This window comes from Streptomyces sp. WAC04114 (genome assembly GCF_019733245.1).
GTDB lineage: Bacteria > Actinomycetota > Actinomycetes > Streptomycetales > Streptomycetaceae > Streptomyces > Streptomyces massasporeus_A.
Genome location: NZ_JAIGQA010000121.1, coordinates 1 through 26,205, shown reverse-complemented (window position 1 = coordinate 26,205; position 26,205 = coordinate 1). Strand labels below are relative to the sequence as shown.

The 26,205-nt window shown below is 70.2% G+C and carries 24 protein-coding genes and 4 pseudogenes; 5 read left to right on the top strand and 23 right to left on the bottom strand.

Going from position 1 to position 26,205, the window contains the following annotated elements; genetic code table 11:
- On the top strand, window positions 1–707 hold a 707-nt coding region (locus K4G64_RS26510; RefSeq protein WP_260461008.1), incomplete at its 5' end, for a hypothetical protein.
- A gap of 159 nt (window positions 708–866) precedes the next feature.
- Here K4G64_RS26510 and K4G64_RS26505 read toward each other — a convergent pair.
- A complete protein-coding gene (locus K4G64_RS26505; RefSeq protein ID WP_221758513.1) occupies window positions 867–1,475 on the bottom strand; it encodes a TetR/AcrR family transcriptional regulator in 609 nt (202 codons plus the stop codon).
- 168 nt (window positions 1,476–1,643) lie between these two features.
- On the opposite strand from K4G64_RS26505, the gene K4G64_RS26500 reads away from it, so the two are divergent.
- Both K4G64_RS26500 and K4G64_RS26495 read left to right on the top strand, forming a co-directional pair.
- A complete protein-coding gene (locus tag K4G64_RS26500) occupies window positions 1,644–2,447 on the top strand; it encodes a phosphatase PAP2 family protein (RefSeq protein WP_221758512.1) in 804 nt (267 codons plus the stop codon).
- On the top strand, window positions 2,444–3,391 hold the full coding sequence (locus K4G64_RS26495) for a hypothetical protein (protein WP_221758511.1): 948 nt from the start codon (window positions 2,444–2,446) through the stop codon (window positions 3,389–3,391). The genes K4G64_RS26500 and K4G64_RS26495 overlap by 4 nt, the downstream gene beginning before the upstream one ends.
- Here K4G64_RS26495 and K4G64_RS26490 read toward each other — a convergent pair.
- The gene (locus K4G64_RS26490; RefSeq protein WP_221758510.1) at window positions 3,381–5,432 is read right to left on the bottom strand and encodes a phosphocholine-specific phospholipase C; all 2,052 of its coding nucleotides are present in this window, start codon (window positions 5,430–5,432) and stop codon (window positions 3,381–3,383) included. The two genes, K4G64_RS26495 and K4G64_RS26490, sit on opposite strands and share 11 nt — an antisense overlap.
- 168 nt (window positions 5,433–5,600) lie before the next feature.
- On the opposite strand from K4G64_RS26490, the pseudogene K4G64_RS26485 reads away from it, so the two are divergent.
- Window positions 5,601–6,922, top strand: a pseudogene (locus K4G64_RS26485) (MFS transporter).
- Between the two features lie 12 nt (window positions 6,923–6,934).
- On the opposite strand, the gene K4G64_RS26480 reads toward K4G64_RS26485, so the two are convergent.
- From K4G64_RS26480 to K4G64_RS41510, 12 genes and pseudogenes are all read right to left on the bottom strand, one after another.
- Window positions 6,935–8,143 (bottom strand): hypothetical protein, encoded by a 1,209-nt coding sequence (locus K4G64_RS26480; RefSeq protein WP_308122498.1) that lies wholly within the window; start codon window positions 8,141–8,143, stop codon window positions 6,935–6,937.
- The gene (locus K4G64_RS41520) at window positions 8,140–8,568 is read right to left on the bottom strand and encodes a peptidoglycan-binding protein (RefSeq protein ID WP_221758509.1); all 429 of its coding nucleotides are present in this window, start codon (window positions 8,566–8,568) and stop codon (window positions 8,140–8,142) included. Before K4G64_RS41520 ends, K4G64_RS26480 begins: the two co-directional genes overlap by 4 nt.
- A gap of 467 nt (window positions 8,569–9,035) precedes the next feature.
- Window positions 9,036–9,242, bottom strand: coding sequence for a LysM domain-containing protein (locus K4G64_RS26470; protein WP_221758508.1), 207 nt, complete (start codon window positions 9,240–9,242; stop codon window positions 9,036–9,038).
- Window positions 9,243–9,522: 280 nt separating this feature from the next.
- Window positions 9,523–9,927, bottom strand: a complete 405-nt coding sequence (locus K4G64_RS26465) for a type II toxin-antitoxin system PemK/MazF family toxin (RefSeq protein WP_221758507.1) — start codon at window positions 9,925–9,927, stop codon at window positions 9,523–9,525.
- A 493-nt stretch (window positions 9,928–10,420) separates the two neighbouring features.
- Window positions 10,421–11,080, bottom strand: coding sequence for a chromate transporter (locus K4G64_RS26460; RefSeq protein WP_221758506.1), 660 nt, complete (start codon window positions 11,078–11,080; stop codon window positions 10,421–10,423).
- A 235-nt stretch (window positions 11,081–11,315) separates the two neighbouring features.
- Window positions 11,316–11,609: pseudogene (locus K4G64_RS41515) on the bottom strand (chromate transporter); the annotation flags it as partial.
- Window positions 11,610–11,811: 202 nt separating this feature from the next.
- Window positions 11,812–12,984: an LLM class flavin-dependent oxidoreductase gene (locus tag K4G64_RS26450; protein ID WP_221758505.1), complete on the bottom strand. Its 1,173-nt coding sequence runs from the start codon at window positions 12,982–12,984 to the stop codon at window positions 11,812–11,814.
- A 30-nt stretch (window positions 12,985–13,014) separates the two neighbouring features.
- Entirely contained in the window at window positions 13,015–14,202 is a 1,188-nt protein-coding gene (locus K4G64_RS26445) for an SfnB family sulfur acquisition oxidoreductase (RefSeq protein WP_221758504.1), read from the bottom strand.
- Window positions 14,199–14,756 carry an NADPH-dependent FMN reductase gene (gene ssuE / locus K4G64_RS26440; RefSeq protein WP_221758503.1) on the bottom strand — a complete coding sequence of 186 codons (558 nt, stop codon included), beginning with the start codon at window positions 14,754–14,756 and terminating at the stop codon, window positions 14,199–14,201. Before ssuE ends, K4G64_RS26445 begins: the two co-directional genes overlap by 4 nt.
- Before the next feature lie 11 nt (window positions 14,757–14,767).
- Window positions 14,768–15,985 carry an acyl-CoA dehydrogenase family protein gene (locus K4G64_RS26435; RefSeq protein WP_221758502.1) on the bottom strand — a complete coding sequence of 406 codons (1,218 nt, stop codon included), beginning with the start codon at window positions 15,983–15,985 and terminating at the stop codon, window positions 14,768–14,770.
- Between the two features lie 38 nt (window positions 15,986–16,023).
- Window positions 16,024–17,151 carry a dimethylsulfone monooxygenase SfnG gene (sfnG, locus tag K4G64_RS26430; RefSeq protein WP_221758501.1) on the bottom strand — a complete coding sequence of 376 codons (1,128 nt, stop codon included), beginning with the start codon at window positions 17,149–17,151 and terminating at the stop codon, window positions 16,024–16,026.
- Between the two features lie 190 nt (window positions 17,152–17,341).
- The gene (locus K4G64_RS41510) at window positions 17,342–17,422 is read right to left on the bottom strand and encodes a putative leader peptide (RefSeq protein ID WP_374206451.1); all 81 of its coding nucleotides are present in this window, start codon (window positions 17,420–17,422) and stop codon (window positions 17,342–17,344) included.
- 138 nt (window positions 17,423–17,560) lie between these two features.
- Between K4G64_RS41510 and K4G64_RS26425 the strand changes: the two genes are divergently transcribed.
- On the top strand, window positions 17,561–18,469 hold the full coding sequence (locus tag K4G64_RS26425) for a LysR family transcriptional regulator (protein ID WP_221758500.1): 909 nt from the start codon (window positions 17,561–17,563) through the stop codon (window positions 18,467–18,469).
- 10 nt (window positions 18,470–18,479) lie between these two features.
- Here the strand turns inward: K4G64_RS26425 and K4G64_RS26420 are convergent, their stop codons facing one another.
- The 9 genes and pseudogenes from K4G64_RS26420 to K4G64_RS26385 form a co-directional block, all read right to left on the bottom strand.
- The gene (locus K4G64_RS26420; RefSeq protein WP_221758499.1) at window positions 18,480–18,635 is read right to left on the bottom strand and encodes a hypothetical protein; all 156 of its coding nucleotides are present in this window, start codon (window positions 18,633–18,635) and stop codon (window positions 18,480–18,482) included.
- A gap of 255 nt (window positions 18,636–18,890) precedes the next feature.
- Window positions 18,891–19,082 (bottom strand): annotated as a pseudogene (locus K4G64_RS26415) (LLM class flavin-dependent oxidoreductase); the annotation flags it as partial.
- 2 nt (window positions 19,083–19,084) lie between these two features.
- Window positions 19,085–19,243 (bottom strand): annotated as a pseudogene (locus K4G64_RS40485) (LLM class flavin-dependent oxidoreductase); the annotation flags it as partial.
- Window positions 19,240–20,613, bottom strand: coding sequence for an NtaA/DmoA family FMN-dependent monooxygenase (locus K4G64_RS26410; RefSeq protein ID WP_221758498.1), 1,374 nt, complete (start codon window positions 20,611–20,613; stop codon window positions 19,240–19,242). The pseudogene K4G64_RS40485 and the gene K4G64_RS26410, both read right to left, overlap by 4 nt.
- 21 nt (window positions 20,614–20,634) lie before the next feature.
- Window positions 20,635–21,846 carry an LLM class flavin-dependent oxidoreductase gene (locus K4G64_RS26405; RefSeq protein ID WP_221758497.1) on the bottom strand — a complete coding sequence of 404 codons (1,212 nt, stop codon included), beginning with the start codon at window positions 21,844–21,846 and terminating at the stop codon, window positions 20,635–20,637.
- Between the two features lie 178 nt (window positions 21,847–22,024).
- A complete protein-coding gene (locus K4G64_RS26400) occupies window positions 22,025–23,293 on the bottom strand; it encodes a vanadium-dependent haloperoxidase (RefSeq protein WP_308122497.1) in 1,269 nt (422 codons plus the stop codon).
- A 76-nt stretch (window positions 23,294–23,369) separates the two neighbouring features.
- Entirely contained in the window at window positions 23,370–24,353 is a 984-nt protein-coding gene (locus K4G64_RS26395; protein WP_221758495.1) for an ABC transporter substrate-binding protein, read from the bottom strand.
- Window positions 24,354–24,391: 38 nt separating this feature from the next.
- Window positions 24,392–25,144, bottom strand: a complete 753-nt coding sequence (locus K4G64_RS26390; protein WP_221758514.1) for an amino acid ABC transporter ATP-binding protein — start codon at window positions 25,142–25,144, stop codon at window positions 24,392–24,394.
- 50 nt (window positions 25,145–25,194) lie between these two features.
- Window positions 25,195–26,148 (bottom strand): amino acid ABC transporter permease, encoded by a 954-nt coding sequence (locus K4G64_RS26385; protein ID WP_221758494.1) that lies wholly within the window; start codon window positions 26,146–26,148, stop codon window positions 25,195–25,197.
- Between the last annotated feature and the right edge of the window lie 57 nt (window positions 26,149–26,205).

Sequence of the window (26,205 nt, the reverse complement as noted above, 5' to 3'; positions counted from 1 at the left end):
GTCGAGTCGCTCGCGTTCCCCTCCCCCGCCAACGCCAAGCAGATGGTGGTCGTGCGGTTCGGCGTCGACGCGGACCAGAAGGAGACCGTGCTCGACGACATCACCAAGGGCATCAAGGTGGCGACGGCGGCTCCGGTGGGCAGAGCCCGCAGCCCGAGCAGTCCCAGCCGCCGAAGATCAGGAGCGGGTCGGTGACCGACAGGGTCAGTGGCATCAGCCTGCCGATCCCGAAGGGCTGGTACGGCCAGCAGGCCAACGTCGGCGCCCAGGTGACGTCCGACGAGTCCTACAAGTGCCCCGGCGACACCGCTTCCACCTGCACGAAGGGCGGCGCCTACTCGGCCCCGGCCCTGCTGCTCGGCGCCAAGGGCGCCACGGCCGAGGAGATCGCGAAGGCGGACATCGCGAAGAACGCCGAGGAGTCCTACGGCGGAAAGTCCTACGGCGGGATCACCTCCCACGACGTGCTGGAGGCCAAGGCCGTGACCGTGGCCGGGCAGAAGGGCTACTCCGTCCGCTGGAAGGCCGTCACGAGCAAGGGCGCCGACGGCATCGTCGAGTCGCTCGCGTTCCCCTCCCCCGCCAACGCCAAGCAGATGGTGGTCGTGCGGTTCGGCGTCGACGCGGACCAGAAGGAGACCGTGCTCGACGACATCACCAAGGGCATCAAGGTGGCGACGGGCAGCGGCAACGGCCGGGACATCTGACCGCGAGCGAGCGCCCCGTACACGCCGGTCGGCCGGGTGGGGCGCCCCCGCCGCTCACAGGGGAACCCCACCCGGCCGGGGGGTGCGCGCCGCCCCCGTCCCCACGGGTCGGCGCGGTCGGGTCACCGTCCGGTCATCCGGCGGACGGCGGCCCGGGTCTCAGGTCAGGCCCAGCGCCGGCAACACGGCCGCCTCCACGAAACGGACCAGGTAGTCCGGGTCCGCGTACTGGCCCTCCAGGACGGGCCGGATGCGCAGGACGCCGAACATCTGCGCCGGGATGTACTCCAGCGCCGGGTGGTCGGCCGGCACTTCTCCCCGCTCGACCCCGCGCCGGATGATCTCCTTCAGCGCGGCGATCTCCGGCTCGATCAGCGCCTCGCGCAGGGCGCGCTGCAACTCCGGGTCCTGCGGGGCCGCGTGCACGAGCGCCTGGAGGAGCTTGGTGTCCCGGCCCGACAGCTCTCCCGCCGCCCGGGCCGCCTCACGCAGGTCGTCCGCGAGCGAGCCGGTGTCGATGCAGCGGGTCCGCCGGTGCGAGCGCAGCGCCGCCGCCACCAGCTGAGGCTTGGTCTTCCACTGGCGGTAGAGCGTGGACTTGCTGCACCGGGTGCTCGCGGCGATCCCCTCCATGGTGACGGAGTCGTAGCCGCACTCCCGGAGCTGCTCCAGCACGGCGTCGTAGAACTCCTGCTCACGCTCGGGCGTGATCTTGGAGCGGCGCGTGACACCGACCGGCTCGGGCCGGTCCGCAGCCTGCGACGTCATGGGCGGTGCTCCTGGCTTTCGTCGGGGCGGCCGGAAAATTCCCGGCTCGCGATGTGTTCCTCGTCTATCGATACGCCAGTGTACCGGTACGCAGCCGTATCGGTACACTGGCGTATCGGTACGCTCTCGTACCGATAACAGCACCACCGTCACCGAAGGGGCCGGGGGATGAATGCCCGCACCGAGCCTGCACCGGCGGGGTCCGACGCGATAGCGCGACCGCCGCTCGTCCGGGAGCTCCTGCTCGTCGCAGGGCTCTTCCTCGTCTACAAGTTCGGCCGGCAGCTGGCCACGGGCCACACCGGTGAGGCCTTCCACAACGCACACCGCGTGTGGGAATTCGAGCGAGCGGTCCATCTGCCCGGCGAGGGGGCGGTGCAGTCCTTGCTGCTGCACGGCGACGGCCTGGTGCAGCTCGCGAACACCTACTACGCGGCCGTCCACTTCCCTGCCACCGCCGCCTTCCTGATCTGGCTCTATCTGCGCCGCCCGGCCCACTACGTCTGGGCCCGCCGGGTGCTGGCCGCGGTCACCGCCGCGGCCCTGGCGCTGCACCTGCTCTTCCCGCTCGCCCCGCCGCGCATGCCGGCGGCGACCGGTCTGCTCGACACGGCACGGCTGTACGGGCCCTCGGTGTACGGCGATCCCACGACCGACTCCCTGTCCAACCAGTTCGCGGCGATGCCGTCGCTGCACTTCGGCTGGGCACTGATGGTGGCCATCGGCGTCATCGTCGCGACGCGCTCCCGGTGGCGGTGGCTGTGGCTGTGGCATCCGCTGCTGACGCTGCTGGTGATCGTCGGTACGGCGAATCACTACTGGCTGGACGCGGTCGTCGCGGCGGCCCTGCTCGGCCTCGCGCTCGCGGTGATCCACGTGCCCCACCGCACGGCGACCACGGCCGGACGTGCGCAGGGCAGCCTCGTACCGGCCCAGCGGGACGAGCAGACACTCGTGGGAGCGGGCCGATGAACGCCGTGCTGATCGCCGTCGCCCTGTCCCTCGTCTCCGCCGTCGCCTACGCGGCCGCCGCGGTCGCCCAGGAGCGGCTCGCGTCCCGCTCCCCCGGCGCCGGCACGCTGCGGCTGCTCGGTAGCGGCGCCTGGTGGTGGTCGGTCGGGCTGAACGCGTCGGCCGCGCTGCTGCACGTCGTGGCCCTGCGCTACGGTCCGCTGACCGTCGTGCAGCCGCTCGGCGCGCTCACCCTGGTCGCGGCGGTGCCGATGGGGGCGCGGCTGGCGGGCCGGAGGGTCAGCGCGGTCGAGTGGAAGGGCACCGCGCTGACGCTGCTCGGCCTCGGCGCGATCCTGGTCACCGCGTCGGGTCCGGAGCCGGACGACGTGCTGAGCGTTCCCGAGGCGCTGGCGGTGGCGGGCGCCACCGCGGCCCTCATCGGGGTGCTGTCCCGGCCGGGCGCCCGCCCCGGGCTGCGGCACGCCTCCGCGTCGGGGCTGGCCTCCGGGGTCGCCTCGGCCCTCACCCAGACGGTGACGGTGGCCGCGACGGACCGGTCCGGTCCGGTGCTGAGCGTCCAGGTGGTCGGAGTGGCCCTGCTCGTGGCGGCCTTCGCGGCCGGCGGACTGCTGCTGTCGCAGACGGCGTACCGGGGCGGCCTGGGCGGACCGCTCGCGATGGTGACGCTGGCCAACCCGCTGGGCGCCGCGGTGATCGGCCTGTCGCTGCTGGGCGAACGCCTCCAGGGCGGCCCGGCGGGTGTGCTGCTCGCGCTCGCCGGGGCGTCTCTGGCGTCCTGGGGCGTGGTGCTGCTCAGCCGGGCGGCACCCGCGCCCGCCCCGGTGGACGACGACCATCCGGTGGCCGCCGTCCTGGCGCTGGAGCCCGGCTCGGCGACGGCCGAACCGGCGCTGGTGCCCCGGCCGCACGATCCGGGGCACCTCACTCCCGCTACGCGGTGATGATCGCCGGGTCGCTCACCCCCGGCTGCCCGTTCTCGACATGCCCCGCGAACCGCCGCAGGAACGCCTTGTCGTCCTCGGCGGTGACGGTCAGGTCGTACCAGCGGCGGCCGGCGGCGAGTTCCACGGTCCGGCGCACCGTCGCGCCCGGGCGCACGGTGACGGTCGAGGGCCGTCCGCCGTACCCGTTGGACAGCTTCAGACGGGCCGTGCCGGAGCCCTTGTTGGTGAAGGTCAGCTCGATGTCGTCACCGGCGTGGCGTGCCGTGACCTCGCAACCGGCGGTCTTGTTCACGCCCTTGAAGACCCGCACGAAGCCGTTGGGGCCGTGCACGGTCAGGTCGTAGGAGCCCGCCGAGTACGCCGCGTTCCAGGTGTCGGAGAGCGTCTTGCCGGCCTCGGTGGTGTACATCCAGGGTCCGTCGGTGCGGTTGCCGGAGGTGATGTGGAAGGCGGCGCCGGCCTTCGCGCCGGAGGCGAAGGTGAGGGTGAGCTTCCCGGCCGCCGTGTCCACCGAGGCGTCGACGCGGGGGGCGTACTTCAGCGGACGGGAGCGGCGCAGGCCGCGTTCCTGCCGGGGCATGCGCGGGTCGGCGGGCGGGACCGGCTTGTAGTCGGGGTGGCGTTCGCGGTCCTGGGGCTCGTACCCGTCGGTGCCGGGCAGCGGGGCCGGGCGGGCGTCCATGCGGGAGAAGTCGAACGCGGACGTGAGGTCACCGCAGATGGCCCGGCGCCAGGGCGAGATGTTGGTCTCGCGCACGCCGAAGCGGCGCTCCATGAACCGCAGGATCGAGGTGTGGTCGAGGGTCTCGGAGCAGACGTATCCGCCCTTGCTCCACGGGGAGACGACCAGCATCGGGACCCGGGGGCCCAGGCCGTAGGGACCGGCGGTGTTCTTGGCGTCCCCCGGGAAGAGGTCGGGGGAGACGTCGACGGTGGACAGGCCGCGGGAGGCGTCCTTGGGCGGCAGCGGCGGCACCACGTGGTCGAAGAAGCCGTCGTTCTCGTCGTAGGTGATGAACAGGGCGGTCTTCGACCAGACCTCCGGGTTGGAGGTGAGGGCGTCCAGGACCTGGGCGATGTACCAGGCGCCGTAGTTCGAGGGCCAGTTGGAGTGCTCGGAGAAGGCCTCGGGGGCGGCGATCCAGGAGATCTGGGGCAGTTTGCCGGCCTTCACATCCGCCTTCAGCACGTCGAAGTAGCCGTCGCCGGCTTTGGCGTTCGTGCCGGTGCGGGCCTTGTCGTACCAGGGGTCGCCGGGCTTGGCGTCGCGGTATTTGTTGAAGTACAGCAGCGAGTTGTCGCCGTAGTTGCCGCGGTAGGCGTCCTGGATCCAGCCCCAGGAGCCGTTCGCGTCGAGGCCGTCGCCAATGTCCTGGTAGACCTTCCAGGAGATGCCGGCCTGCTCCAGGCGCTCGGGGTAGGTCGTCCAGCCGTAGCCGAGTTCGTCGTTGCCGAGGACCGGGCCGCCGCCGGTGCCGTCGTTGCCCGTGTAACCCGACCACATGTAGTAGCGGTTCGGGTCGGTGGAGCCGATGAACGAGCAGTGGTAGGCGTCGCAGACGGTGAAGGAGTCGGCGAGGGCGTAGTGGAAGGGGATGTCCTCGCGGGTCAGGTACGCCATGGTCGTGGTGCCCTTGGCGGGCACCCAGCGGTCGTACTTGCCGCCGTCGTAGGCCTGGTGGCCGTCGGGCCAGGAGTGCGGCAGGCCCTCCAGGAACTGCATGCCGAGGTCGTCGGCGTCCGGGTGGAACGGCAGGATCTCCTTGCCGTCCTTCTCCTGGTGCCAGACCGGTTTGCCGTTGCCGAGGGTGACCGGACGCGGGTCGCCGAAACCGCGGACGCCTCTCAGGGTGCCGAAGTAGTGGTCGAAGGAACGGTTCTCCTGCATGAGGACGACGATGTGCTCGACATCCTCGATCGACCCGGTGCGGTGGTTCGCCGGAAGGGCGGCGGCGCGCTGGATGCTGGCGGACAGCGCGCTGAAGGCCGTGGTGGCACCCGCGAGTTGGAGGAAGCGGCGCCGGTTGACTTCGGACATGTAGGACAGACCTCTCATCCTGAGGTACGGGATGGCCGGAGCGTGACGGAATCTGCGCGGAAGGAGTGTTTCAGGGACACCAAACGACAAGGAAGGGCCGCGTGACACTCATGTGAAAGTCGCCGGTACGGAGGGTGTGGCGGGGCGTCGTCAGGGAGGGTGAGGGGCGTGACAGAGACGCAGACGGATTCCCCGCCGACGAAACGGCCCGTTCGCCAGCTCCTCGCCGCCTCCGTGGGCAACGCGGGTCGAGTGGTACGACTGGTACGCCTACACGTTTCTGGCCACCTACATCGCCGCCCAGGTCTTCCCGGAGAGCGCGGACAACTCGCTGGTGCCGCTGCTGTCCACGTTCGCCGTGTTCGCGGTCGGCTTCTTCATGCGGCCGGTGGGCGGGCTGCTGATGGGCGCCGTCGCGGACCGGCACGGGCGGCGGGCCGCCCTGACGGTCACGATCCTGCTCATGGGCGGCAGCAGTCTGCTGGTGGGGCTCACTCCGACCTACGCGACCGTGGGTGTTCTGGCACCGGTGATCCTCGTCCTCGCCCGGCTGCTCCAGGGGCTCTCCGCGGGCGGCGAGTTCGCGGCCTCGACGACCTTCCTGGTGGAGTCGGCGGGCCCCGGCCGGCGCGGGCTGTTCTCCAGTTTCCAGTACGTGTCGACGACCGTGGGCCAGCTGGTCGCCTCCGGCGTCGCGACACTGCTGGTGGACACGCTGAGCGACGGGCAGATGAACCGCTGGGGCTGGCGGGTGCCGTTCGTGCTCGGGGCCGTGCTGAGTCTGGTCGGCTTCTGGATCCGGCGGGGCGCGCAGGAGACCCGCAGCGCCGAGCAGCAGCGGGCCCCGCGCCCGGGCCTGTTCGAGGCGCTGCGCAGGCACCCGCGCGAGTCGCTCCTCATCGGCGGCATCACGGCGGGCGGCACCATCGCGTACTACACGCGGACGTCGTACCTGCCGACGTACGCCGAACTCAACGCGGGCATCGAGAAGTCGGATGCGCTGCTCGCGGGCACGATCTCACTGGCCTTCTTCGCGCTGCTGCAACCGCTCGGCGGCCTGCTGTCGGACCTCCCCCACGTTCGAGTCGAGCTCACGCGGGGGGACCCCCACCGGCCACCGCCCCCTGCTGCTCTTCTTCGGCCTGGGCTTCGCGCTGCTCGCGGTGCCGCTGCTGCACACCCTGCGGGACTCGTTCGCCGTGCTGCTGCTCGTGAGTTGCGCGGGCATGGTGCTGCTGACCGGGTTCACTTCGATCAGCGCGGCCGTGAACGCGGAGATCTTCCCGCCCCGGGTCCGCGCGGCGGGCATCGGCTTTCCGTACTCCCTGACGGTGGCCCTCTTCGGCGGCACGGCCCCTTACGTCGGCACCTTGTTCAAGGAGTTGGGGCACCCGGGGCTGTTCCCCTGGTACGTCGAGGTGCTCTGCCTGGTGTCGTCGGTGGTGTACCTGCGGTTGCCGGAGACGGCTCACGCGCCGCTCAAGCGGTGAGCGGGCGCCCGGTCAGGGCCCGGCTCTCGGGCGAAACCCGTCCGCCCCTTCGTCCGCGCGCCCTCCCTCGCGGGTTCCCTCCTGTGGCCCTTCGTGCGGTCCCGCGCCGTCCTGGAAGGCGGTCGGCTGTCCGGGCGCGCCGGTCCCTCCCAGCACGCTGTGCTCCCCGACGGCGGCTCTCTCGAGGTCGATCACGGCGTCGGTCGTTCTGCCCACCTCCGACAGCGTCATCTGGGCGCGGTCGTCGACCAGTCGGGTCACAAGGTGCTGGGCGGCGCCGAAGGCCGCGGCCCAGCCGAGGACCTGCGCCCTGCTGTCGAGGTCGCTGAGCCCGGGGACGAAGGCGCCCCGGATCAGCAGCAGTCCGAGGAAGGCGGACAGGGCGCCGGTGGGGAACTTCAGCACCGCCGACGCCAGGGGCAGCATGTAGGGAGCGTCGGTGCCCCGGATGCGGCGCAGTGAGGCGATGACGGTGAGTGCCGCGCCGGCGAGCCCGGCGATCTCGACGGTGAGGATGTCCCTCGGCTGAGCCAGGCTGCTGGCGGGGGTGCCCACCTTTTCGTTGGGATACTCCGCCGTGGGGCACACAACCTCGATCCCGCTCGTGTCCCCAGGGTTGACCTTGGGCGTGAAGCACATGCTCAGCGACTGGGGGAAGAACCAGCCGTAGACGGCGAGGCCGGCCGCGCCGAGCAGGACGAGGAACGTCGCGGTCCACAGGATGTTGCGCAGGCTGCGCACCCGGGCCAGCTCGTCGTCCAGCGCGTTGTACGCGGCGTCGAGCGCCCGGACCATGAGGTCACGGTCGCTCGGTGAGATCTCACCGGAGATGATGGAACGGAGCCGCCGGGCCAGGCGGACGCGTCGTGGGTCGTCCGTTTCCAGATGGTCCTCGACCAGGGCCATGACCTCGCTGGCACGTCCGGCGGCTTCCTCGTCGGAGACCAGTTGCAGGAGCATCACCTCCGCGCTGCGTATGTTCGACCAGACGCCCTCACGCGCGGTCGATCCGGACCAGGCACGCCGCCATCCGAAGTCCTCGTCGGCAGCCGCTCCGGCCCTTTTAAGATGGCCCCGCATTCCCTCGACGAGCGTCTTGCGGTCCTCGGAGCACGGCTTGACACGTTCGCGTTCCAGCTGGGCTTCGAGATAGGCGATCCGGGTTTTCGCCCGTGCGCGCCAAGCGGTCCGCGATGGCCGTCCCGGAGCGGTTCCGGTCACTCGTAGACGGCCGGTACGCGCAGCCTGTTCCACGACTTCCGGCCCGGTATGCCGTCAGCGTCCTGACCTCTGAATCCGAGTTTCCACTGCCAATTCGCGTACGACTTCCGGTCCGCTTCGCTCCACTGCGAGTCGGGCCCGTCGTGGTACACCCCGCAGTCCTCGTCGATGAGGCGGTAGCCCATGGCCTCGATGACCGGGCTGCTCACGGAAGACTGGAAGAAGTCGGCTCCTGGGAAAGGTTCGAAATCACCCTCCACTTCTGGGGGAGCCACGCGGATCCGCTGTCCAGGGTAAATGAGATCCGGATTCGTGATCCAGGGATTCCACTCCAGAATCTGATCCAGCGTCACGCGATGCATCACCGCGATCTTGCTGAGCGTGTCGCCACGTTTCACTACGTAGAACTCTGCTGTCTTTTCCATGTGTCCACACTAAGCGAATCACACGACATGGAAAAGTCGAGAATTCCGTTTCAATTTCACTTTTTGATTCGGAAACGGCTTCCGTTGAAACCGTCTCACAGACGGACGACGACCAGCGCGATGTCGTCGTCCTGACCCCGCCGGAGGCGCCCTTGTGGGCCATCAGTCGTCGGCGAGTTCCTTCACCAGGAGAGTGCCGGGCCGGGCAGGGGCCCAGCAGGTCCGGCCGCTGCTGCCCGGCACCTGAATTTCTCGTCGGCGGCGGTGCGGGCCCTTTCGAGATGCCCCCGCTTTCCTTCAGTATGCGTCATGTGCTCTTCCGGACGGGGACTGACACTTTCGTAATCGAGTTGCGCTCGAGATATGCAACCCGCGTTTTCGCACGCGCGCCACACCGACCGCGACGGCCCGTTACGCAGGCCTGTCATTCGGCTGCGCGTACGGGCCGACCGGCTTTTCGGTTCTGGTCATTCACTCTCGTACTCACCGTCCTCTTCGTCCGCTTCCCGGGGCGGGGCCACGCGAATCCGATCGCCGGGGTGGATGAGGTCCGGATTCTTGATCTGCGGGTTCCACTCCAGAATCTCGTCCAGGGTCACGTGGTGCATCCGCGCGATCTTGGTGAGATTGTCACCGCGCTTCACTACGTAGAACTGCGCTCTTGTCTTTGCCATGCATCCAGCCTAAGGCAATTCTCCGCGAGAATAAAGCGCAGAATTCCGTTTCGATTTCACTTTTTGATTCGGAAACTGCTGACACTGTAAGCGGACTATTCCGTCTGACGGAAGGTCCGTTGCGGTGTCCGGAGGGCCGCCCCGACGATGACGGCACGACCAGAGACGGGAGCCGGCGCCCACGCCTCACAAGACCGCCTTTGCAGGCAGTCAGAGGCAGCGGCCTCCATAACGGCCATTCTGGAGACCCTTCTCGCGCCGATGGAGGTCGGTTCCGGACCTACTCGAGTCCTTCGAGACGGCGGGCATCTTTGATCTCGCTGATCCTGGCAGCCGTCATCGGGGTCCACTCCCTCCTCTGTCCAGCGGCACGGAGGGCTTCTCCGACCTCGCTGAGCTTCGCGGAGGACAACGCCCCCGCCCGCTCGATCAGGTCGTCCCGGGCCACGGTGGTCAGCCATGTGCACGGAGTAAAGCCTGGACGCGGGAACGCGACCCGCAGCACGCCTTTGAAGGGCAGTCCTTCCGGGGCTCCTACGGCCACTTCAACGCCCAGGCCGCTGATGTCGACGCCCGCCGGCGCAACGACCTGCATCGCCTGAAACCCGGATGACTCCTCGTCCGAGAGCAGCACGACAGGGCGTCGCTCATCGAAGTCGGCCCACCAGACTTCACCGCGTTGCATGCGTCCTCCTGGCACGAGACGGCGGCCGAACGCAGCGTGCTCCGTGCGGGACACGGATCATGCGGTGACCGCGAGTCACAGCGTAGGCCCTGCCCGCCGGCAGGAGGCGTTCGAGGTCCTCATGTCCCGGACAGAGGTCTACGGCGGCAGCCCCAAGCCGCGGGCCGCGCTGGAAGAGCGCCAGGTCCGCCGTTTCACCTCGTGGTCTCGCTGGGTCACCCTGGCCGAGGAGTGCAACTACTCGATCGCCACCGTGTATTGGCTCATGCACCAAGCGGGCACCCGCATACGCCCCAACCGCCGCCCGCAACGACCACGACGTGCTCGCCCACGTGGTCCTGGTCAAGGCCGACGACCGCACCAGCCTGCCCCCGCACAACCAAGGACAACACGGCATGTGAAAAGGTGCCTCGCAGCCGTCGGGTCGGTGACTGATACGGGAGCGGGCGCAGGCGGTGGGCAGCGCCGAGGAGGGCCCGGAGGCCGGCGCGGGTCAGCTCCCGGTCAACCCGGCCAGGGCCGCCGCGAGCCCGAGGCCGGCGCACACACCCAGGGTGCGCAGGACGCTCCAGCGCAGCGGGAAGATCAGGGCGACGGCGACCAGCGCGATGCCGAGGGCGACGGGGCGGAAGGTGGTGAGATCCGGCAGTCCCAGGTGCAGCGGCCCGAAGGTGCGGTTGTCGACGGTGGTGAAGAGGGTGTGCTCGGCGAAGTAGAGCGCGAGGTTGGCGATGACGCCGACCACGGCCGCCGTGATGCCGCTGAGGGCGGCGGAGACGTGACGGTTGCCGCGCAACCGCTCGATGTTGGGGGCGCCAAGGAAGATGAACAGGAAGCATGGCACGAAGGTGACCCAGGTGGTCAGCAGGGCGCCGAGCAGTGCGGCCGTCCACGGGTCGAGGGACCCCGGGTCCCGGTAGGAGCCGAGGAACGCGACGAACTGCACCACCATGATCAGCGGCCCCGGTGTGGTCTCGGCCAGCGCCAGGCCGCGCACCATCTCGCCGACGCTCAGCCAGCCGTACGTCTGCACGGCTTGCTGGGCGACGTAGGCGAGGACGGCGTAGGCGCCGCCGAAGGTGACGAGGGCGGTGCCGGAGAAGAACAGTCCCTGGGTGGTGAAGACGCTGTCCGTGCCGGTCAGTACGGCCACGACGGCCCACCGGGACGGCCCACAGCAGGAGGCCGGCCAGGAGGATGCGCGTGGTACGGCGGCGGCTCGGGCGCTCGTGGTGCAGTGCGTCGTCGGGAATCAGCGGGGCCGGCCCGTCGTCGCCGGAACCGTGGGCGGCGGTCTTGAAGACGGCGGGCGCCCAGCGGGCGATCAGCCATCCGGCCATCCCGGCGACGACGATCACGACGGGGAACGGCACCCGGAACAGGGCCAACGCCGCGAAGGAGGCCACAGCGAGACCGACCAGCAGTGGGTGCGTCAGCGAACGGCGACCGACCCGCCACACGGCCTGCGCGACCATGGCGACCACGGCAGGAGCGAGCCCGGCGAACAGCCCGGTGACCGCGGCGGTCGTACCGAAGCCGACGTACAGGGCGGACAGCGCGAGCAGCGCAACGACACCCGGCAGCACGAAGAGCGTACCGGCGGCCACGCCGCCCCGGGTGCCGTTGAGCAGCCAGCCGGTGTAGACCGTCAACTGCTGGGCCTCGGGCCCGGGCAGCAGCATGCAGGCGCAAGCTGCGCGCCGAACTGCGCCGCATCCAGCGCCGCGACTACTTCCCCCCACCGCAGCGCCGCACCGCCGAAGCCGCGGTGGAGGCACTGCACCCCGCACACCCCTCGAACACCGCCTCCGCTCCCGAGGAGTGACGGCACCGCTGTGCCGGTGACGTCCCAGGGATCGGTCACCGTCTCGGAGTCGTCAGCGGTCACGCGGGGCGTCGTGGGCTCCCGGCACCGGCGAAGGGAACCTGGGCGGTGGGCTGTGTGTCCGCCGCCGTGCGGAAGGGGTGGGTCCACACCCCCTGTGCCGCGAGCTTGGGCAGGACACCCTCGCCGAACCAGTACGCCTCCTCCAGGTGCGGGTACCCGGAGAGCACGAACTCCTCTATGCCCAGGGCCGCGTACTCCTTGATCCGCTCGGCGACCTCCTCGTGGCTGCCGACCAGCGCCGTGCCCGCGCCGCCCCGGACCAGCCCGATTCCGGCCCACAGGTTCGGGTGGATCTCCAGGGCATCCCGGCTGCCGCCGTGCAGGGCGAGCATGCGCTGCTGCCCCTCGGACTCACTGCGGGCCAGGCCCGCCTGGACGGCCTTGACGGCCTCGGGATCGAAGCCCTCCACGAGCCGGTTCGCCTCCGCCCAGGCCTGCTCGGACGTGTCGCGCGTGATGACATGCAGCCGGATACCGAACCGGACGGTGCGTCCCTGCTCGGCCGCCAGCCTCCGGATCCAGGCGATCTTCTCCGCGACGGCGGCGGGCGGCTCGCCCCAGGTGAGATAGACGTCCGCGTGGCGGGCGGCTATCTCGCCGGCGATCGGTGAGGAGCCGCCGAAGTACACCTCCGGGACCGGGTCGGGCACCCGGGCCAGCGTGGCGTCCTCGACCTGGAGGTGCTCGCCGACGAGGTCCACGTTCTTGCCCTGCCACAACTCCCGGACGATCTGCAGGAATTCGCCGGTGCGGCGGTACCGGGCGTCCTTGTCGAGGAAGTCGCCGTAGGCGCGTTGCTCGTGGCTCTCACCGCCCGTGACGACATTCAGCAGCAGCCGTCCTCCGGTCTGCCGCTGGAAGGTCGACGCCATCTGCGCGGCGAGCGTCGGCGAGACGAAGCCCGGCCGGAAGGCGACCAGGAACTTCAGCCGCTCGGTGTTCTGGCTGACCATGGCGGTGGTCAGCCACGCGTCCTCGCACCAGGCTCCGGTCGGGGTGAGCGCGCCCACGAAGCCCAGGTCCTCGGCGGCGCGGGCGATCTGGCTCAGGTAGGCGACCGTCGGCGGCCGGTCGCGGCCGGACTCGGAGGCCGGGGTGCCGTGACCGCCGCCGACGACGTGACGGCTGTCGCCGTTGGTGGGCAGGAACCAGTGGAAGGTGAGGGACACGTGGGGGTCTCCGTTCGAGGGGTCGTCGGTCTACAGCAGTCCGTGCCGGGGCGGCCGGGTGCCGTTCAGGATGTAGCGGCCGATGTGCTGGACCTTCCAGCGCACCGGATCGTGCAGGGTGTGGGTGCGGGCGTCGCGCCAGTGGCGGTGCAGGCCCAGGGAGTCGAGGGCGGCGCGGGTGCCGGCGACCTCGAAGAGGGCGCTGCCGACCTCCACGGCGGCCTCCGCCGCGGTCACCTTGGCCGCGGCGACCGCGATCGACGCCTCGGCGGCGGAGTTGTCGGTCAGGTCGTCCCTGGCGGCGTCGACCGTCCGGGCGGCCTCGCGCAGCAGTGCCTGCGCCGCCCTGACCCGGAGGTCGAGCTCGCCGAACCGCTGGATGAGCAGCGGGTCCTCCGCGGCCGTCTCCAGCCCGCTCTCGAACCACGGCCGGCTCTTCGTGCGGACGAAGTCCACGGCCTCGGCCAGCGCGCCGGAGGCGATGCCCGCGTCGATGGCGGCGTGCAGCAACTGGGCTACGGCACCATGGAGTTGGGGTCCCTGGAAGGTGAGGTGGTGGGGTACGACCCGGTCGGCGGGGACGGGCACCGACTCCAGGCGGACGGTTCCGCTGGCCGTGGTGCGCTGCCCCATGCCGTCCCAGTCGTCGACGGCCGTCAGGCCGGGCGCGTCGTGCGGTACGTACGCCACGTGCAGGGTGTCGTCGTCGGCGCGGGCCAGGACGGGGATCCAGTGGGCGAACAGCGCGCCCGTGGAGTAGTGCTTGACGCCGTCGAGTACGTACGAACCGTCCGGGCGGCGCGCGAGCCTGGTGCGGATGTCCTGCACATGCTTGGTACCCGCCTCCGACTGGGCGTTGCCGAACCGCTTGCCCCGCAGCACCTCCCCGAAGAAGAACTTCTGCTGCTCGTGCGTGCCCTGCCGACGCAGCACGTTGACGTAGACGAAGTGACTCTGCGGGATCTGGGCGAGACTGGCGTCGGCGGCGGCCAGCAGCCGGAAGATCTCGGCGAGCGTCTCCACACGGACGTCCGCGCCGCCGAACTCGGCCGGCACCGCCACCCCGAGCAGCCCGGAGGCGGACAGCCGTTCCAGCTCCGCGTGCGGCAGCCGTCGGACCGCGTCCCGCTCCGCGGCGTCTTTCCGGAAGCCCGCGGCCAGTTCGGCGGCGACGGCGAGGGCCTCGCCGTCGCCGCCGATCACGACCGGGGCGCTCATCCGGTGGCCGCCAGCAGTTCCGTACGGCCACCCAGCGAGAACGAGAACTGGTCCGTGACCTGGGCCAGCGCCTCGGCCGAGCCCGGCGCGACGATCAGCGAGCCGTCGTCGCCCACGGCGATGTCCTTGTCGAGGGTGAACCAGCCCGGGACGATGTGCGTGGCACCCATGGAACTCAGCACGGGCCGCAGGGCGTAGTCGATGGCCAGGACGTGGGCGGTGGAGCCGCCCGTGGCCAGCGGCAGCACCGTCTTGCCGGCCAGCGCGTACTGCGGGAGCAGGTCCAGCAGGGACTTCAGCAGCCCCGAGTAGGCGGCCTTGTAGACGGGGGTGCCGACCACCACCCCGTCCGCCTGCTCGACCAGGGCGGTGGCCCGGAGGATCTCCGGGTGCCGGAAGTCCGCCCCGAGCAGGGCCTCGGCGGGCAGGGTCCGGACGTCGAACGGGATCACCTCGTGCCCCTGCGCGGTGAGCCGGTCGTCCAGGTGGCGCAGCAGCAGGGCGGTGCGGGAGGTGGCGGAGGGACTGCCGGAGATGGAGAGGATGGTGGTCATGCGAGGACCTTTCAGGAGTACCAGGTGGGCTGCGGCAGTTCGCCGGTGAGGACGTGGCGGCCGATCTCGCGGCGCTTGTAGGCGACCGGATCGTGGAGCGAGTGGGTGCGGACGTTGCGCCAGAAGCGGTCGAGGCCCTCCGCGGAGGCGGTGGCACGCGCACCGGTCACCTCGAAGATGCGATGGGTGATGTCCAGGGCCACGTCTGTGGCGCGGGCCTTCACCGCGGCCACTCGGACCTCGAACTCGCCCCGGGCCTGTTCGGTGACCGCGTCCGGGTCGTCGTGCAGCTTCTGGCCCTCGGCGGCCACGGTGTCGGCCAGGGCCTCGACGGCCCACAACTTGGCGGTGAGGTCGCCGTAGATGTCGATGACGTACGGCTCGTCGACGGCGTGCTCGTGGCCGCCGTGCAGCCAGGGCCGTGACTTGGTCCGGGTGTAGGTGGCGGCGGTCTCCAGCGCGCCGGCGGCGATGCCGAGGTAGAAGTTGACGAAGACGAGCTGGATGGTCGGCACGTTGAGGGTGTTGTAGACGCGCGGCTGGAACCGCTTGTCGACGTAACCCGCCGCGGCCGACCAGGGGACCTGTACGGCGTCGATGGTGACGCCGCCGCTCTCGGTGAGACGCTGGCCGATGTTGTCCCAGTCGTCGTGGAAGGTCAGGCCCTCGCTGTCGGAGGGGACGATGGCGAAGACGTGGTCGTCGGTGCCCTCCAGCACGCCTTCCAGCACGGTGACGTCGGAGACCTTGCTGCCGGTGGAGAAGGACTTGCGGCCGGTGAAGGTGAGCGTGTCGCCCTCGTCCCTCGCCACCACGTCCTCGTCGCGCGGGTTGACCGCGCCGCCGAAGAACCACTGGTTGCGGGCGGCCTCGGCCTCTACGTGCTCCCACTGCTCGCGGGTGCCGACCAGCCGGGCGGCCCAGTTCCACAGGTAGTGGTAGCCGAGCAGCTGGCCGATGGAGCCGTCCGCCTTGGCGACCTCGCGGACGACACGGTAGGCAGTGGGCCAGTCCTGGCCCCCGCCGCCGTGCTCGACGGGGCCGAGGAGGGTGACCAGGCCGGACTCCTTCAGCAGCCGGACCTCGGCGTACGGGGTGGCGGCGGTCTTGTCCCGGGCGGCGGCGTCGGAGGCGAGGACGGCGGCGACCTCTGCGGCGCGGGCGATCCAGCCGGCGGCGTCGGTCGGGGCGGGGGCGGTCTTCCAGTCGGCCGGTGCGGCGGTGCTCATGGGGATACCTCTCTACTGCCGGTGCGGGTCGTGGGCGGTCAAACGCGGGCGGCGACGGGCTCGGACTCGGGCTGCTGGGCCTCCAGTTCGCGTACGAGGGGCAGCACCCGCTTGCCGAAGTACTCGACCTCCTCCAGGTAGTGCAGGAAGCCGAGAAGGAAGAGGTCGACGCCGAGCCGCTTGTAGGCGACGATCCGCTCGGCGATCTGCTCGGGCGTGCCGATCAGGCCCGTGCGGAAGCCGTCGTTGTACTGGACGAGGTCCGCGAAGCTGGAGTCCTGCCACATGCCCTTGCCGTCGGCGGTGGACTGTCCGGCCTGCTGGACGGCGTCCCGGAAGCCGTGCACGGCCGGGGTGTCGGCCTTGGCGACGATCTCGCGGAGCGTGTCGCGGGCCTCGGCCTCGGTGTCGCGGGCGATGAGGAAGCCGTTGAGGCCGAACTTCGGTGCTGTGCGCCCTGCTTGGGCGGCGGCGGCATGGACATCGGCGATCTGCTCGGTGACGCCCTCGAAGTCCTTGCCGTTGCTGAAGTACCAGTCGGACACGCGGCCCGCCATGGCCCGGGCGGCGGTGGAGTTGCCTCCCTGGAAGATCTCCGGGTGCGGGCGCTCGGGGGTGTTCAGCGGCTTGGGCTTGAGGGAGAAGTCCCGCACCCGGTAGAAGTCACCGGCGAGTTCGGCGTGGTCCTCGGTCCAGATCTTCCGCAGGGCGGTGATGAACTCCTCCGCGCGCCGGTAGCGTTCGTCGTGCTCCAGCCATGGCTCGCCGAGGGCGGTGAACTCGCCCTTGAACCAGCCGCTGACGACATTGACGGCGAAGCGTCCGTTCGACAGGTGGTCGGCGGTGGCGCCGAGCTTGGCGAGGACGCCCGGGTGCCACAGGCCCGGGTGGACGGCGGCGATGACCTTCAGCCGCTGGGTGGCGAGCAGCAGGGCGAGACTGAAACTGGTCGACTCGTGCTGGTACTCCGCACCGTAGCTGGCCATGTAGCGGACCTGGCTGAGGGCGTAGTCGAAGCCGTTGTTCTCGGCGAGGACGGCCAGTTCGCGGTTGTAGTCGTAGCCCCAGTCGGTGCGCTGCTCGATGGTGCTGGTGACGAGGCCGCCACTGACGTTGGGGACCCAGTAGGCGAAGCGGGCGGGGTCGGGTCCGGGGATTGCGGGCATGGGGGAACTCCTGGCATGAGTACGCACGCGAAAGGGGCGCATGCGTGACAGGGAAACGTGTTCAGTGACCGGGATCCGGACGTGCGGGGACGACGTTCCCGGGAAAAGCCGAAATCACCGCGGACAACGGCTTGCAGTGGAATTCACGAAGAAAGATCAGCGCGAGCGCGAGGGTTTCCCTCGGATGTGCTCAGACCCGAGAGCGACAGCAGGAGCTGGAGACACGCGCAAGGTCGACGTGGCGTCGCCGCGTGAGGTCCTGTCGCTTCATGTCATCGATCAAAGCAGCGGGGAGTCCGGCCGGTCAAGAATGCCCGGAGCTGATTTCACATGCTGAGAGCAGGAATTCACGAGGTTGTGACAGGGATTCCCTTGAACCCGGTCGGGGGCGGTGGGCACTCTCGCTGTCGTGCGTATTGAACAGCTCGAATACCTCGCGGCCGTCACCCGGTCGGGTTCACTGCGGCGGGCCGCGGAGGAACTGCACCTGTCCCAGCCGGCGCTCAGCGAGACCGTGCGCAATCTGGAGCGCGAGCTGGGCGTGGACCTGCTGGAGCGCAAGCGGTCCGGGGCGAAGGTCAGCGACGAGGGCCGGGAGCTGCTGCCGCACATCATGGGCGTACTGGACGCGGTCGACCGGCTGCGCAGCGCGGCCGGCGACCAGCATCGCATCAGCCGTATGGTCCGGCTCGGCACGGTCAACACGGCCACCGTTCCCCTGGTGATCCCGACCGTGCGGGAGTTCCGGGCCGCGCACCCGCACACCCAGGTCGAGCTGGTCGGCGCGCAGCAGTCCGAGATCCATCGCGGGCTCCTGGAGGGCGCTTTCGATCTGGGGCTGGTGAACTACCTCGAGGGCGACGACCTGCCGCCCGGCTTCGAGACCACCGAGTTGCTGCGCGGCCGGCCGGTGGTGTGTGTGCGCCCGGACAGTCCACTGGCCGCCCTGGAGACGGTGGACGCGGACAGCCTCTTGGCCGAGCCGCTGGTCGTGATGCGGTCCGGCTACGTCATGCACCGCTTCCTGCACCGGCTGCTCGACGGCCGTACACCGTCCTTCTCGTACTCCACCGACGGCGCTGAAATGGGCAAGCTGATGGTCGCCGAGGGCCTGGGGGCGACGGTACTGCCCGACTTCAGCGTCATCGGCGACCCGCTGGAGCGGCGGGGCGCGATCACGGTACGGCCGCTCGCGCACGACGCGACCGACGTGCTGCTGGTCCTGCAGAGCCGCCCTTCCGGCCGGGTCCCCCGGGCCGTCCGCGATCTGCACCGGCTGTTCGTGCGCAACGCCCGCGACTGCGACGCCCCTTCGTGAAGGGGCGCAATCACTCCACCGGCCGTCCCGGCACCAGGACGGCCAGGGTGCTGCGTGCTTCACGCCGCAGCGTGCTGCGCCGCGCGAAGGTCGCGGTCAGGGCGAGGAGCGAGACCGTGCCCCCGTAGATCACCGCAGCAATCGTGGAGAGAAGCCCGATCGTCATCGGGCACGCACCTTTCTTCCCCCGCTCGGCCCACCCGGCTCACGGCCCGGGGTGGGCGTTGACGCGTTTCCTCTCCATGATACGTGTGCCGTCAACTCCGCCTGCTTGCAAGCTTATTGCTATCCGGAACGAGCATGTCCGGTCGGCACACGCAGATCCCGCTCCCGCAGACCGAGGACCAGCAGCGCGGTCATGATGGGCGGGGTGATGCCGGACGCGATGATGCCGGCAACAGGCCGTTTTGCGGCCCATCCCTCACCTCCGGCTCCACTCCCACGCGAGCAGCTCGTACGACCTGACCCGGTCGGCGTGGTCGTGGGTGATCGTCGTGATGAGCAACTCGTCAGCTCCCGTGGCCTCTTGGAGCTGCAGCAGGCGGTCGGCCACCTGTCCCGGTGAGCCGACGAACTGCGTGTCCAGGCGGTCCCGCAGCACCAGCTCCCGGTCCTCCGCTCGTGCCGCTCCCCCACTTCGAAGCCGTCGAAGCCGAGTTCCTCGGCGAGCAGGGCGCCCGCGAGGACCTCGCGAAAGCGGTCCAGGGTCGTCTTCTGCACCCCGGTGATCGGGTCCGGCCGGTGCACGATCAGGGTGATGGCGAGGAACTTCACGACGCCGCCCGTTCGTCACGGACGTCGTCGGGGTGGGTGAGCCCGAGGTGGTCGCGCAGGGTCGGGCCCTCGTACTCGGTGCGGAACACGCCCTGTTCCTGGAGGAGCGGGACGACCTTGTCGGCGAACTCGTCGAGGCCGGTCGGGGTGATGTGCGGGACGAGGATGAAGCCGTCACTCGCATCGGCCTGCACGAACTCGTTGATGGTGCGGGCGATCGTCTCCGCCGAACCGATGAAGTTCTGCCGGTTGCCCATCTCGATGACCAGGTCGCGGATCGACCACTTGTTCGCCTCGGCGAGCTCGCGCCACTCGCGGGCGGTGGCCAGCGGGTCGCGGTACATGCGGACCTGGGCGCGGCCCTTGGAGATGTGGTCGTCGCTGACGTCCGGGTCGATGTCGGGGAGCGGCCCGTCCGGGTCATAGGAGGACAGGTCCCGGTTCCAGACGAACTCCAGGTGCTTGAGGGCGGTGGCGCCGCTGACCTGCCGGCGGCGCACCAGCTTGGCCAGCTCCTCCGCCTCGGCGTCGGTGTCGGCGAGGGTGAAGGTGGCGGCGGGCAGGATCAGCAGCTGGTCGGGGCGGCGGCCGTACTTGGCGAGGCGCTTCTTGACGTCGGTGTAGAAGGCCTGGCCCGCTTCGAGAGTGGCGTGCCGGCTGAAGATCGCGTCGGCTTCGGAGGCGGCGAACTCCCGGCCCTCCTCGGAGTCGCCGGCCTGGAAGATCACCGGGCGGCCCTGCGGGGAGCGCGGCACGTTGAACTGCCCGTGGATGTCGAAGTGTTGCCCGGTGTGGACGAAGGCGCCGGCCTTGGCGTCCCGCAGGAAGGTGCCGGTGGCCTGGTCGGCGAGGATCTCGTCGCCGTGCCAGGAGTCGAAGAGTTCGTTCGCCGTGGCCAGGAACTCCTTGGCGCGGGAGTAGCGCTGCTCCTGCGGCAGGAAGCCACCGCGGCGGAAGTTCTCGCCGGTGAAGGCGTCCCAGGAGGTGACGACGTTCCAGGCGGAGCGCCCGCCGGAGAGGTGGTCGAGGCTGGCGAACTGGCGGGCGACCTCGTAGGGCTCGTTGAAGGTGGAGTTGATGGTGCCGGTCAGGCCGAGGTGCTCGGTGACGGCGGCGAGCGCGGCCAGGACGGTGAAGGTGTCGGGGCGGCCGACGACGTCCAGGTCGTAGATCCGCCCGCCCTGTTCGCGGAGCCTGAGCCCCTCGGCGAGGAACAGGAAGTCGAACTTGGCGCGTTCGGCGGTCTGCGCGAAGTGGACGAAGGAGCTGAACTCGATGTGGCTGCCGGCGCTCGGGTCGCTCCACACGGTGGTGTTGTTGACGCCGGGGAAGTGGGCGGCCAGGTGGATCTGCTTCAGCGGCTTGCTCATGGTCGTGGTCGTCCCTCCGGCTCAGGCGGTGGCAGCTGCGGCGTAGCGGTTGGCGGGACGGGGCAGACCCAGCAGGCCGCGCAGCGTGTCTGCCTCGTAGGCGCGGCGGAAGGCGCCGCGGCGCTGCAGTTCGGGGACCAGCCCCCGGGTGATCGCCGGGAGGTCGTGGCCCGCGACGGCGGGGCGCAGCCGGAAACCGGTCAGCCCGGCGGTGTGCAACTCCTGTAGCAGATCGGCGAGTTGATCAGCAGTACCGACGAAAATCCGGGCGTCGCTGGTGTACGGCTCCCCCACGAGAGCGTCGAGGCGCGCGCGCCGGTCCTCCGCGGCAGCCTGGTCGTCGTCCAGGAAGACCACGAGGTCGCCGAAGACATGCAGGGGTTCGCCTGCTCGCCCGGCCGTCTCCTGCTCGGCGCGGATCTCGGCGACGATCGCGCGGGCCTGCTCGGCGTCGTGCGGGGTGACGTAGCCGATGTCGGCCTGCCGGGCCACCAGCCGGTACGGAACGGTCTGGTGGGCGAGGGCGCTGACGATCGGCTGGCCCTGCGGTGGGCGGGGCGTGATGGAGGGGCCCCTGACGCTGAAGTGCCTGCCCTCGAAGTCGATGTAGTGCAGCTTGTCGCGGTCGATGAAGCGGCCGCTGGCGGCGTCCCGGATCTCGGCGTCGTCCTCCCAGCTGTCCCAGAGGCGGCGCACCACCTCCACGTAGTCGGCGGCCTCGTCGAACAGATCGGTCACCACCTCCTGGGCGGCCGGGCTGTCGTAGGCCGCGATGCGCGGGATGGCGCGGCGGCCGAAGTGCGCGGCCTCGTTCGGGCGGGCGGTGATCTGCACCCGCAGGCCGGCGCGGCCGGCGCTGACGTAGTCGAGGGTGGCGATCGCCTTGGAGATGTGAAACGGCTCCGTGTGGGTGGCGACCACCGTCGGCACCAGGCCTATGTGCCGGGTCAACGGGGCGACACGGGAGGCGACGAGGACGGCGTCGAGGCGGCCGCGCACCTGGTCGGTGCGCTCGTCCGGGTCCAGGAAGTGGGAGGACTGCGGGCCGAGGCCGTCCTCGATGGTCACGAAGTCGAGCAGACCGCGTTCGGCCTCGGTGACCAGATCGGCCCAGTATCCGGCAGTGAACAGGTCGCGCGGGCGGGCCACCGGCTCGCGCCAGGAGGCGGGATGCCAGCCGGTGCCGTCCAGGGCGACGGCAAGGTGCGGGGAAGAAGGAGATGTTGAGGACACGAGTGGGTGCCTTCCTGGAAGTCCGTTGCCACGCGCTGGAGGTCTGTGCAGGGCCGTGGGTCCCACCGAGACCGGGCTCAGGCCGAGTGCGGTGCTCGCGACAGCCGACCGCTACGACCGCGAGCCCGGTGACGGCGAGGGACACTCCGTGGGCGGCCGCACCTGGTGCCGGTGCCGTTCACAGCGTGCCGAACAGGCGCGCGGCGTTGCGCAGGGCGTGCGTCGCCACCCGCTCGCCGAGGACGAGACCGGCCTCGTCGGCCGAGCGGGTGTGGATGCCGGAGTACACGCGGGCGTCCACGTTCTCCTGGGACAGTCCGCTCCAGGACGTGTAGGTGCGCGTCACTCCGGGGGCGGTGGGGCTGGTCAGCCGGAAGGGCGCCGTGCGCGGCCCGACGAGCGCCGAGAGGACCGCTTCCGCGGCACCCGAGTACGTGTTGTGGCCGCTGGGGTAGTCGGGATGGGCCGGCGTGGTGTGCAGCGGCGTCCATGCGGGGTCGGGGTCGATCGAACCGGTACGGATGGCCGTGACCGGGCGCCACCGCAGATAGGCGTACTTGGTGTCGGAGGTGGCGATCTGCGTGTCCACCGAGGCGACGTGGAACAGGGCCACCAGCCTGGCCCGTCCGGCGCCGGCATGCGGTGACCTGGCGAGGGCCACCCGCAGTGGCTCGGTGTACAGCGTCAATGAGGAACCGAGCCAGAAGGTGGCGGTCTCTGTCTGCCTCTCCGTGCGTACGGTGCTGTCCACCGCCCCGTACGCGCGGACTTCGGCCAGTTCGGCGCGGTGACGCGCGGAGTCCAGGGCGGGCGGTGCGGTCAGCCGGTACTGGTCGGGGCTGTCCAGCAGGAAGGGCCGGGCGAGCCGGTTGCCGTACTGCGCGGCCGGGGCGTAGGCGGGCGGGGTCGGCTGCCACACTCCAGGAGCCGCCGTGGGGACGGTGAACGGCGCGTTGACCGAGGCCGGGTCGAGGCCGTCACCCTCGCGGGCGGCGAGCACCAGCCGCGCCTGGCGGGCACCGGCCGCCACACCCATCGACTCGGCCGTTCCGTCGGGTACGCCCTGCAGCGTCGTACGCAGGGCGGCGTCCAGTTCCTGAGTGCGGGACGGGACCAGCGCCACCAGAGCGTCGTGTACGGCGGACGCCAGGGCCGCGTCCTGGAAGTCGCCCCGGTCGACGCCGGACGGCACCTGACGGGTGGCTCGGGCCGCCGCGAGCCAACTGACGGCCCAGGTCCGGCTGTTCGTGATCTGCGTAGGGGCGGCGTCCGCCGCGATGGTGGCCGCTGTCGTGTCGTACCAGTCGAGCGCCACGGACGAGCGCGGCTGTTCCTCCACCACGGCAGCCGCGGCGGACGGGACGGTGACGGAGGCGGCCAGCAGGACGGCCGAGCCCAGCGCCACCAGGACGGGACTTGCGGGATGACGGGTTCTGAACGGGTTCACGCGTACTCCTTCGCGAACGTACGGACGACCGGTGGTGTTGTTGACGCCGGCGTACGGCATGCGCACCCCGGGTCTGCTACTTGTTGATCCTGGGCAGGCCGGGCGGGTTGATCTCGGACTTGGTCACGGCCTCGTCGGACAGGCCCCAGCGCTTGAGCACTTTCGCGTACGTCCCGTTGTCGATGACGTGGTTGAGGGCGTCGGTGAGCGGCTTGACCAGGCCGCTGTCCTTCTTGGTGGTGGCCGCGATGAGGCCCTGGAGGGTGGCGCCGGCACCGGAGTAGGTGCCGACGACCTCGGTCTTGCCGGTGGTGGCCGCGTGGTAGGCGGCGGTGGGGTTGGGGCCGAGGTAGAGGTCGATGCGGCCGGACTGGAGGGCGAGGTAGGTGTCGCTGTCGTTCTGGTAGTACTTGATGTTCACCGGCTTGCGGCCGGCCTTCTCGTTCTCCTTGCTCCACTCGATGAGCAGCTTCTCCTGGTTGGTGCCGCTGCCCACCGCGACCGTCTTGCCCGCCACGTCCTCGGGCCCGGTGACCTTGAAGCCGCTGCCCTTTTTCGCCTCGAAGCCCAGGTTGTCCTCGCGGTAGGTGGCGAAGTCGTACTTCTCCTTGCGCTCCTCGGTGACGGTGATGTTGCTGAACCCGACGTCGTACTTGGCGCTGTCCAGGCCGACGAAGATGTTCTCCCAGGAGACCGAGTTGATGTGCGGCTTGAGGCCGAGCACGTCGGCGACCAGGGAGGCGATGTCGGGCTCGACGCCGATGACAGTCTTGTTGTCGGTCGCGAAGAAGGTCAGCGGTGCCGCGGAGCCGGAGGAGGAGACGAGTTCCAGGGTGCCTCTCTTGCGGATCTTCTCCGGGACCTCGGCGGCTATGGAGTCGACCTTGCCGGTGGTGATGCGGTTCTGGTCCGGACTGATGTTGATCTTCGTCTTGCCGCCCGACGTGGCCGCGACCTCGGTCGTGCCGCCGTCGTCGGGGTTGCCGCACGCGGCGAGGACGAGGGCGGTGGCGAGTCCGAGCGCGGCTGCGGCGGTGCGGCGGGTGATCGAGGTGGACATGGTCGTGCTCCTTGCCGGCGGAAAGGGGTGAGGGTCGGTCAGAGGACCTTGGAGAGGAAGGCGCGGGTGCGCTCGTGCTGCGGGTCGTCCAGGACGGCCGTGGGCGGGCCCTGCTCCACGACGACTCCGCCGTCCATGAACACCACGGTGTCGGCGACCTCGCGGGCGAAGCCGATCTCGTGGGTCACGACGATCATGGTGGTTCCGGTGCGGGCCAGGTCCTTGATGACGTCGAGGACTTCGCCGACCAGTTCCGGGTCGAGCGCCGAGGTGGGCTCGTCGAAGAGCAGCACCTTGGGTTCGAGGGCGAGTGCGCGGGCGATGGCCACGCGCTGCTGCTGGCCGCCGGAGAGCTGCCGGGGGTAGGCGACGGCCTTGTCGGCGAGGCCGACCCGGTCGAGGAGCCGGCGGGCCGTCTCCTCCGCTGCCTTGCGCGGGCGGCGCAGCGCGGAGACGGGGGCCTCGATCAGGTTCTCCAGCACGGTCAGATGGGGGAAGAGGTTGAAGTTCTGGAAGACGAACCCGATGTGGGTGCGCTGCCTCAGGACGTCCTTCTCCTTCAGCTCGTGCAGCTTGCTTCCGGAGCGGCGGTAGCCGATGAGTTCGCCGTCGATGCTGATCCAGCCGCGGTTGACCTTCTCCAGGTGATTGATGGTCCGCAGCAGCGTGGACTTCCCCGAGCCGGACGGGCCGAGGATCACGGTGACCTCGCCGGCGCGGACCTTCAGGTCGACGCCGCGCAGCACCTCCAGCGGGCCGAAGCTCTTGTGAACGCCGTGGACGTCCACCATCACGTCGTCGGCCGTCGGCGTCGGGTCCTTGACGGCTACCGTCACGTCGCTCATCGGCTGTCTCCCAAGGGCTTCAGGGGCATGACGGGCTGGTTGCGCTGGGCGGCGGCCGCGCGCAGGGTGCGGACGAAGCGGCGGGCGCGCTGGAGCGGGGTGGGCCGCGGGGTGCGGTTGGCGCCCCGGGCGTAGCGGCGCTCCACGTAGTACTGCGCGACCGACAGCAGGGAGGTCAGCACCACGTACCAGGCGGTGGCGACCAGCAGCAGCGGGATCACCCGGCCGTTGCGGCCGTAGATCACCTGCACCTGGTAGAACAACTCGCCGATGGACATCACGTAGACCACCGAGGTGCCCTTGAGCAGGCCGATGACCTCGTTGCCGGCCGTGGGCAGGATGGCGCGCATGGCCTGCGGCAGCACGATCCGGCGGATCTGCCGCAGGCGAGGAATGCCCAGTGCGGCGGCGGCCTCCAGCTGCCCGTGGTCGACGGCGATGACACCACCGCGCACGATCTCGGCGGCGTAGGCGGCCTGGTGCAGCGTCAGCCCGATGATGGCCGCGCCCATGGTGCCGATGATGGTGTTGCTGTCGACGGACCAGAACACCGGGCCGAAGGGGATGCCGAAGCCCAGCCTCTCGTACAGCGCGCTCAGGTTGAACCAGAACACCAGCTGGACGATCATCGGGATGGACCGGAAGATCCAGATGTAGGTCCAGGCGACGGTCTGCAGCACCGGACTGCGCGACAGCCGCATGAAGGCCAGGACGGTGCCCAGGAGGAAGCCCAGCACGGTGGCGTACGCGGTGAGCTGAAGGGTCACCCACACCGCCTGCACGATCGTTTCGGACAGCACGTAGTCGCTGAAGACACCCCACTCCCACACCGGGTTGGTGGCCAGACCGTGCGCGAACTGGGCGACCAGCACGATCACGGCGACGGCCGCCACCCAGCGGGCGTAGTGGCGGGCGTCGCCGTGATCGTGCTGGTCGCCCAGTTCGCGCACGGTCTGGCCACCAACCCGGTGTGGGAGTGGGGTGTCTTCAGCGACTACGTGCTGTCC

Excerpts from the sequence above, each read along its gene's own strand:
- K4G64_RS26505 (WP_221758513.1), bottom strand. The coding sequence starts at position 1,475 with ATGACGTCGCAGGCTGCGGACCGGCCCGAGCCGGTCGGTGTCACGCGC.
- K4G64_RS26500 (WP_221758512.1), top strand. The coding sequence starts at position 1,644 with ATGAATGCCCGCACCGAGCCTGCACCGGCGGGGTCCGACGCGATAGCG.
- K4G64_RS26495 (WP_221758511.1), top strand. The coding sequence starts at position 2,444 with ATGAACGCCGTGCTGATCGCCGTCGCCCTGTCCCTCGTCTCCGCCGTC.
- K4G64_RS26490 (WP_221758510.1), bottom strand. The coding sequence starts at position 5,432 with ATGTCCGAAGTCAACCGGCGCCGCTTCCTCCAACTCGCGGGTGCCACC.
- K4G64_RS41520 (WP_221758509.1), bottom strand. The coding sequence starts at position 8,568 with ATGGAAAAGACAGCAGAGTTCTACGTAGTGAAACGTGGCGACACGCTC.
- K4G64_RS26470 (WP_221758508.1), bottom strand. The coding sequence starts at position 9,242 with ATGGCAAAGACAAGAGCGCAGTTCTACGTAGTGAAGCGCGGTGACAAT.
- K4G64_RS26465 (WP_221758507.1), bottom strand. The coding sequence starts at position 9,927 with ATGCAACGCGGTGAAGTCTGGTGGGCCGACTTCGATGAGCGACGCCCT.
- K4G64_RS26445 (WP_221758504.1), bottom strand. The coding sequence starts at position 14,202 with ATGAGCGCCCCGGTCGTGATCGGCGGCGACGGCGAGGCCCTCGCCGTC.
- ssuE (WP_221758503.1), bottom strand. The coding sequence starts at position 14,756 with ATGACCACCATCCTCTCCATCTCCGGCAGTCCCTCCGCCACCTCCCGC.
- K4G64_RS26435 (WP_221758502.1), bottom strand. The coding sequence starts at position 15,985 with ATGAGCACCGCCGCACCGGCCGACTGGAAGACCGCCCCCGCCCCGACC.
- sfnG (WP_221758501.1), bottom strand. The coding sequence starts at position 17,151 with ATGCCCGCAATCCCCGGACCCGACCCCGCCCGCTTCGCCTACTGGGTC.
- K4G64_RS41510 (WP_374206451.1), bottom strand. The coding sequence starts at position 17,422 with ATGAAGCGACAGGACCTCACGCGGCGACGCCACGTCGACCTTGCGCGT.
- K4G64_RS26420 (WP_221758499.1), bottom strand. The coding sequence starts at position 18,635 with ATGACGATCGGGCTTCTCTCCACGATTGCTGCGGTGATCTACGGGGGC.
- K4G64_RS26410 (WP_221758498.1), bottom strand. The coding sequence starts at position 20,613 with ATGAGCAAGCCGCTGAAGCAGATCCACCTGGCCGCCCACTTCCCCGGC.
- K4G64_RS26395 (WP_221758495.1), bottom strand. The coding sequence starts at position 24,353 with ATGTCCACCTCGATCACCCGCCGCACCGCCGCAGCCGCGCTCGGACTC.
- K4G64_RS26390 (WP_221758514.1), bottom strand. The coding sequence starts at position 25,144 with ATGGTGGACGTCCACGGCGTTCACAAGAGCTTCGGCCCGCTGGAGGTG.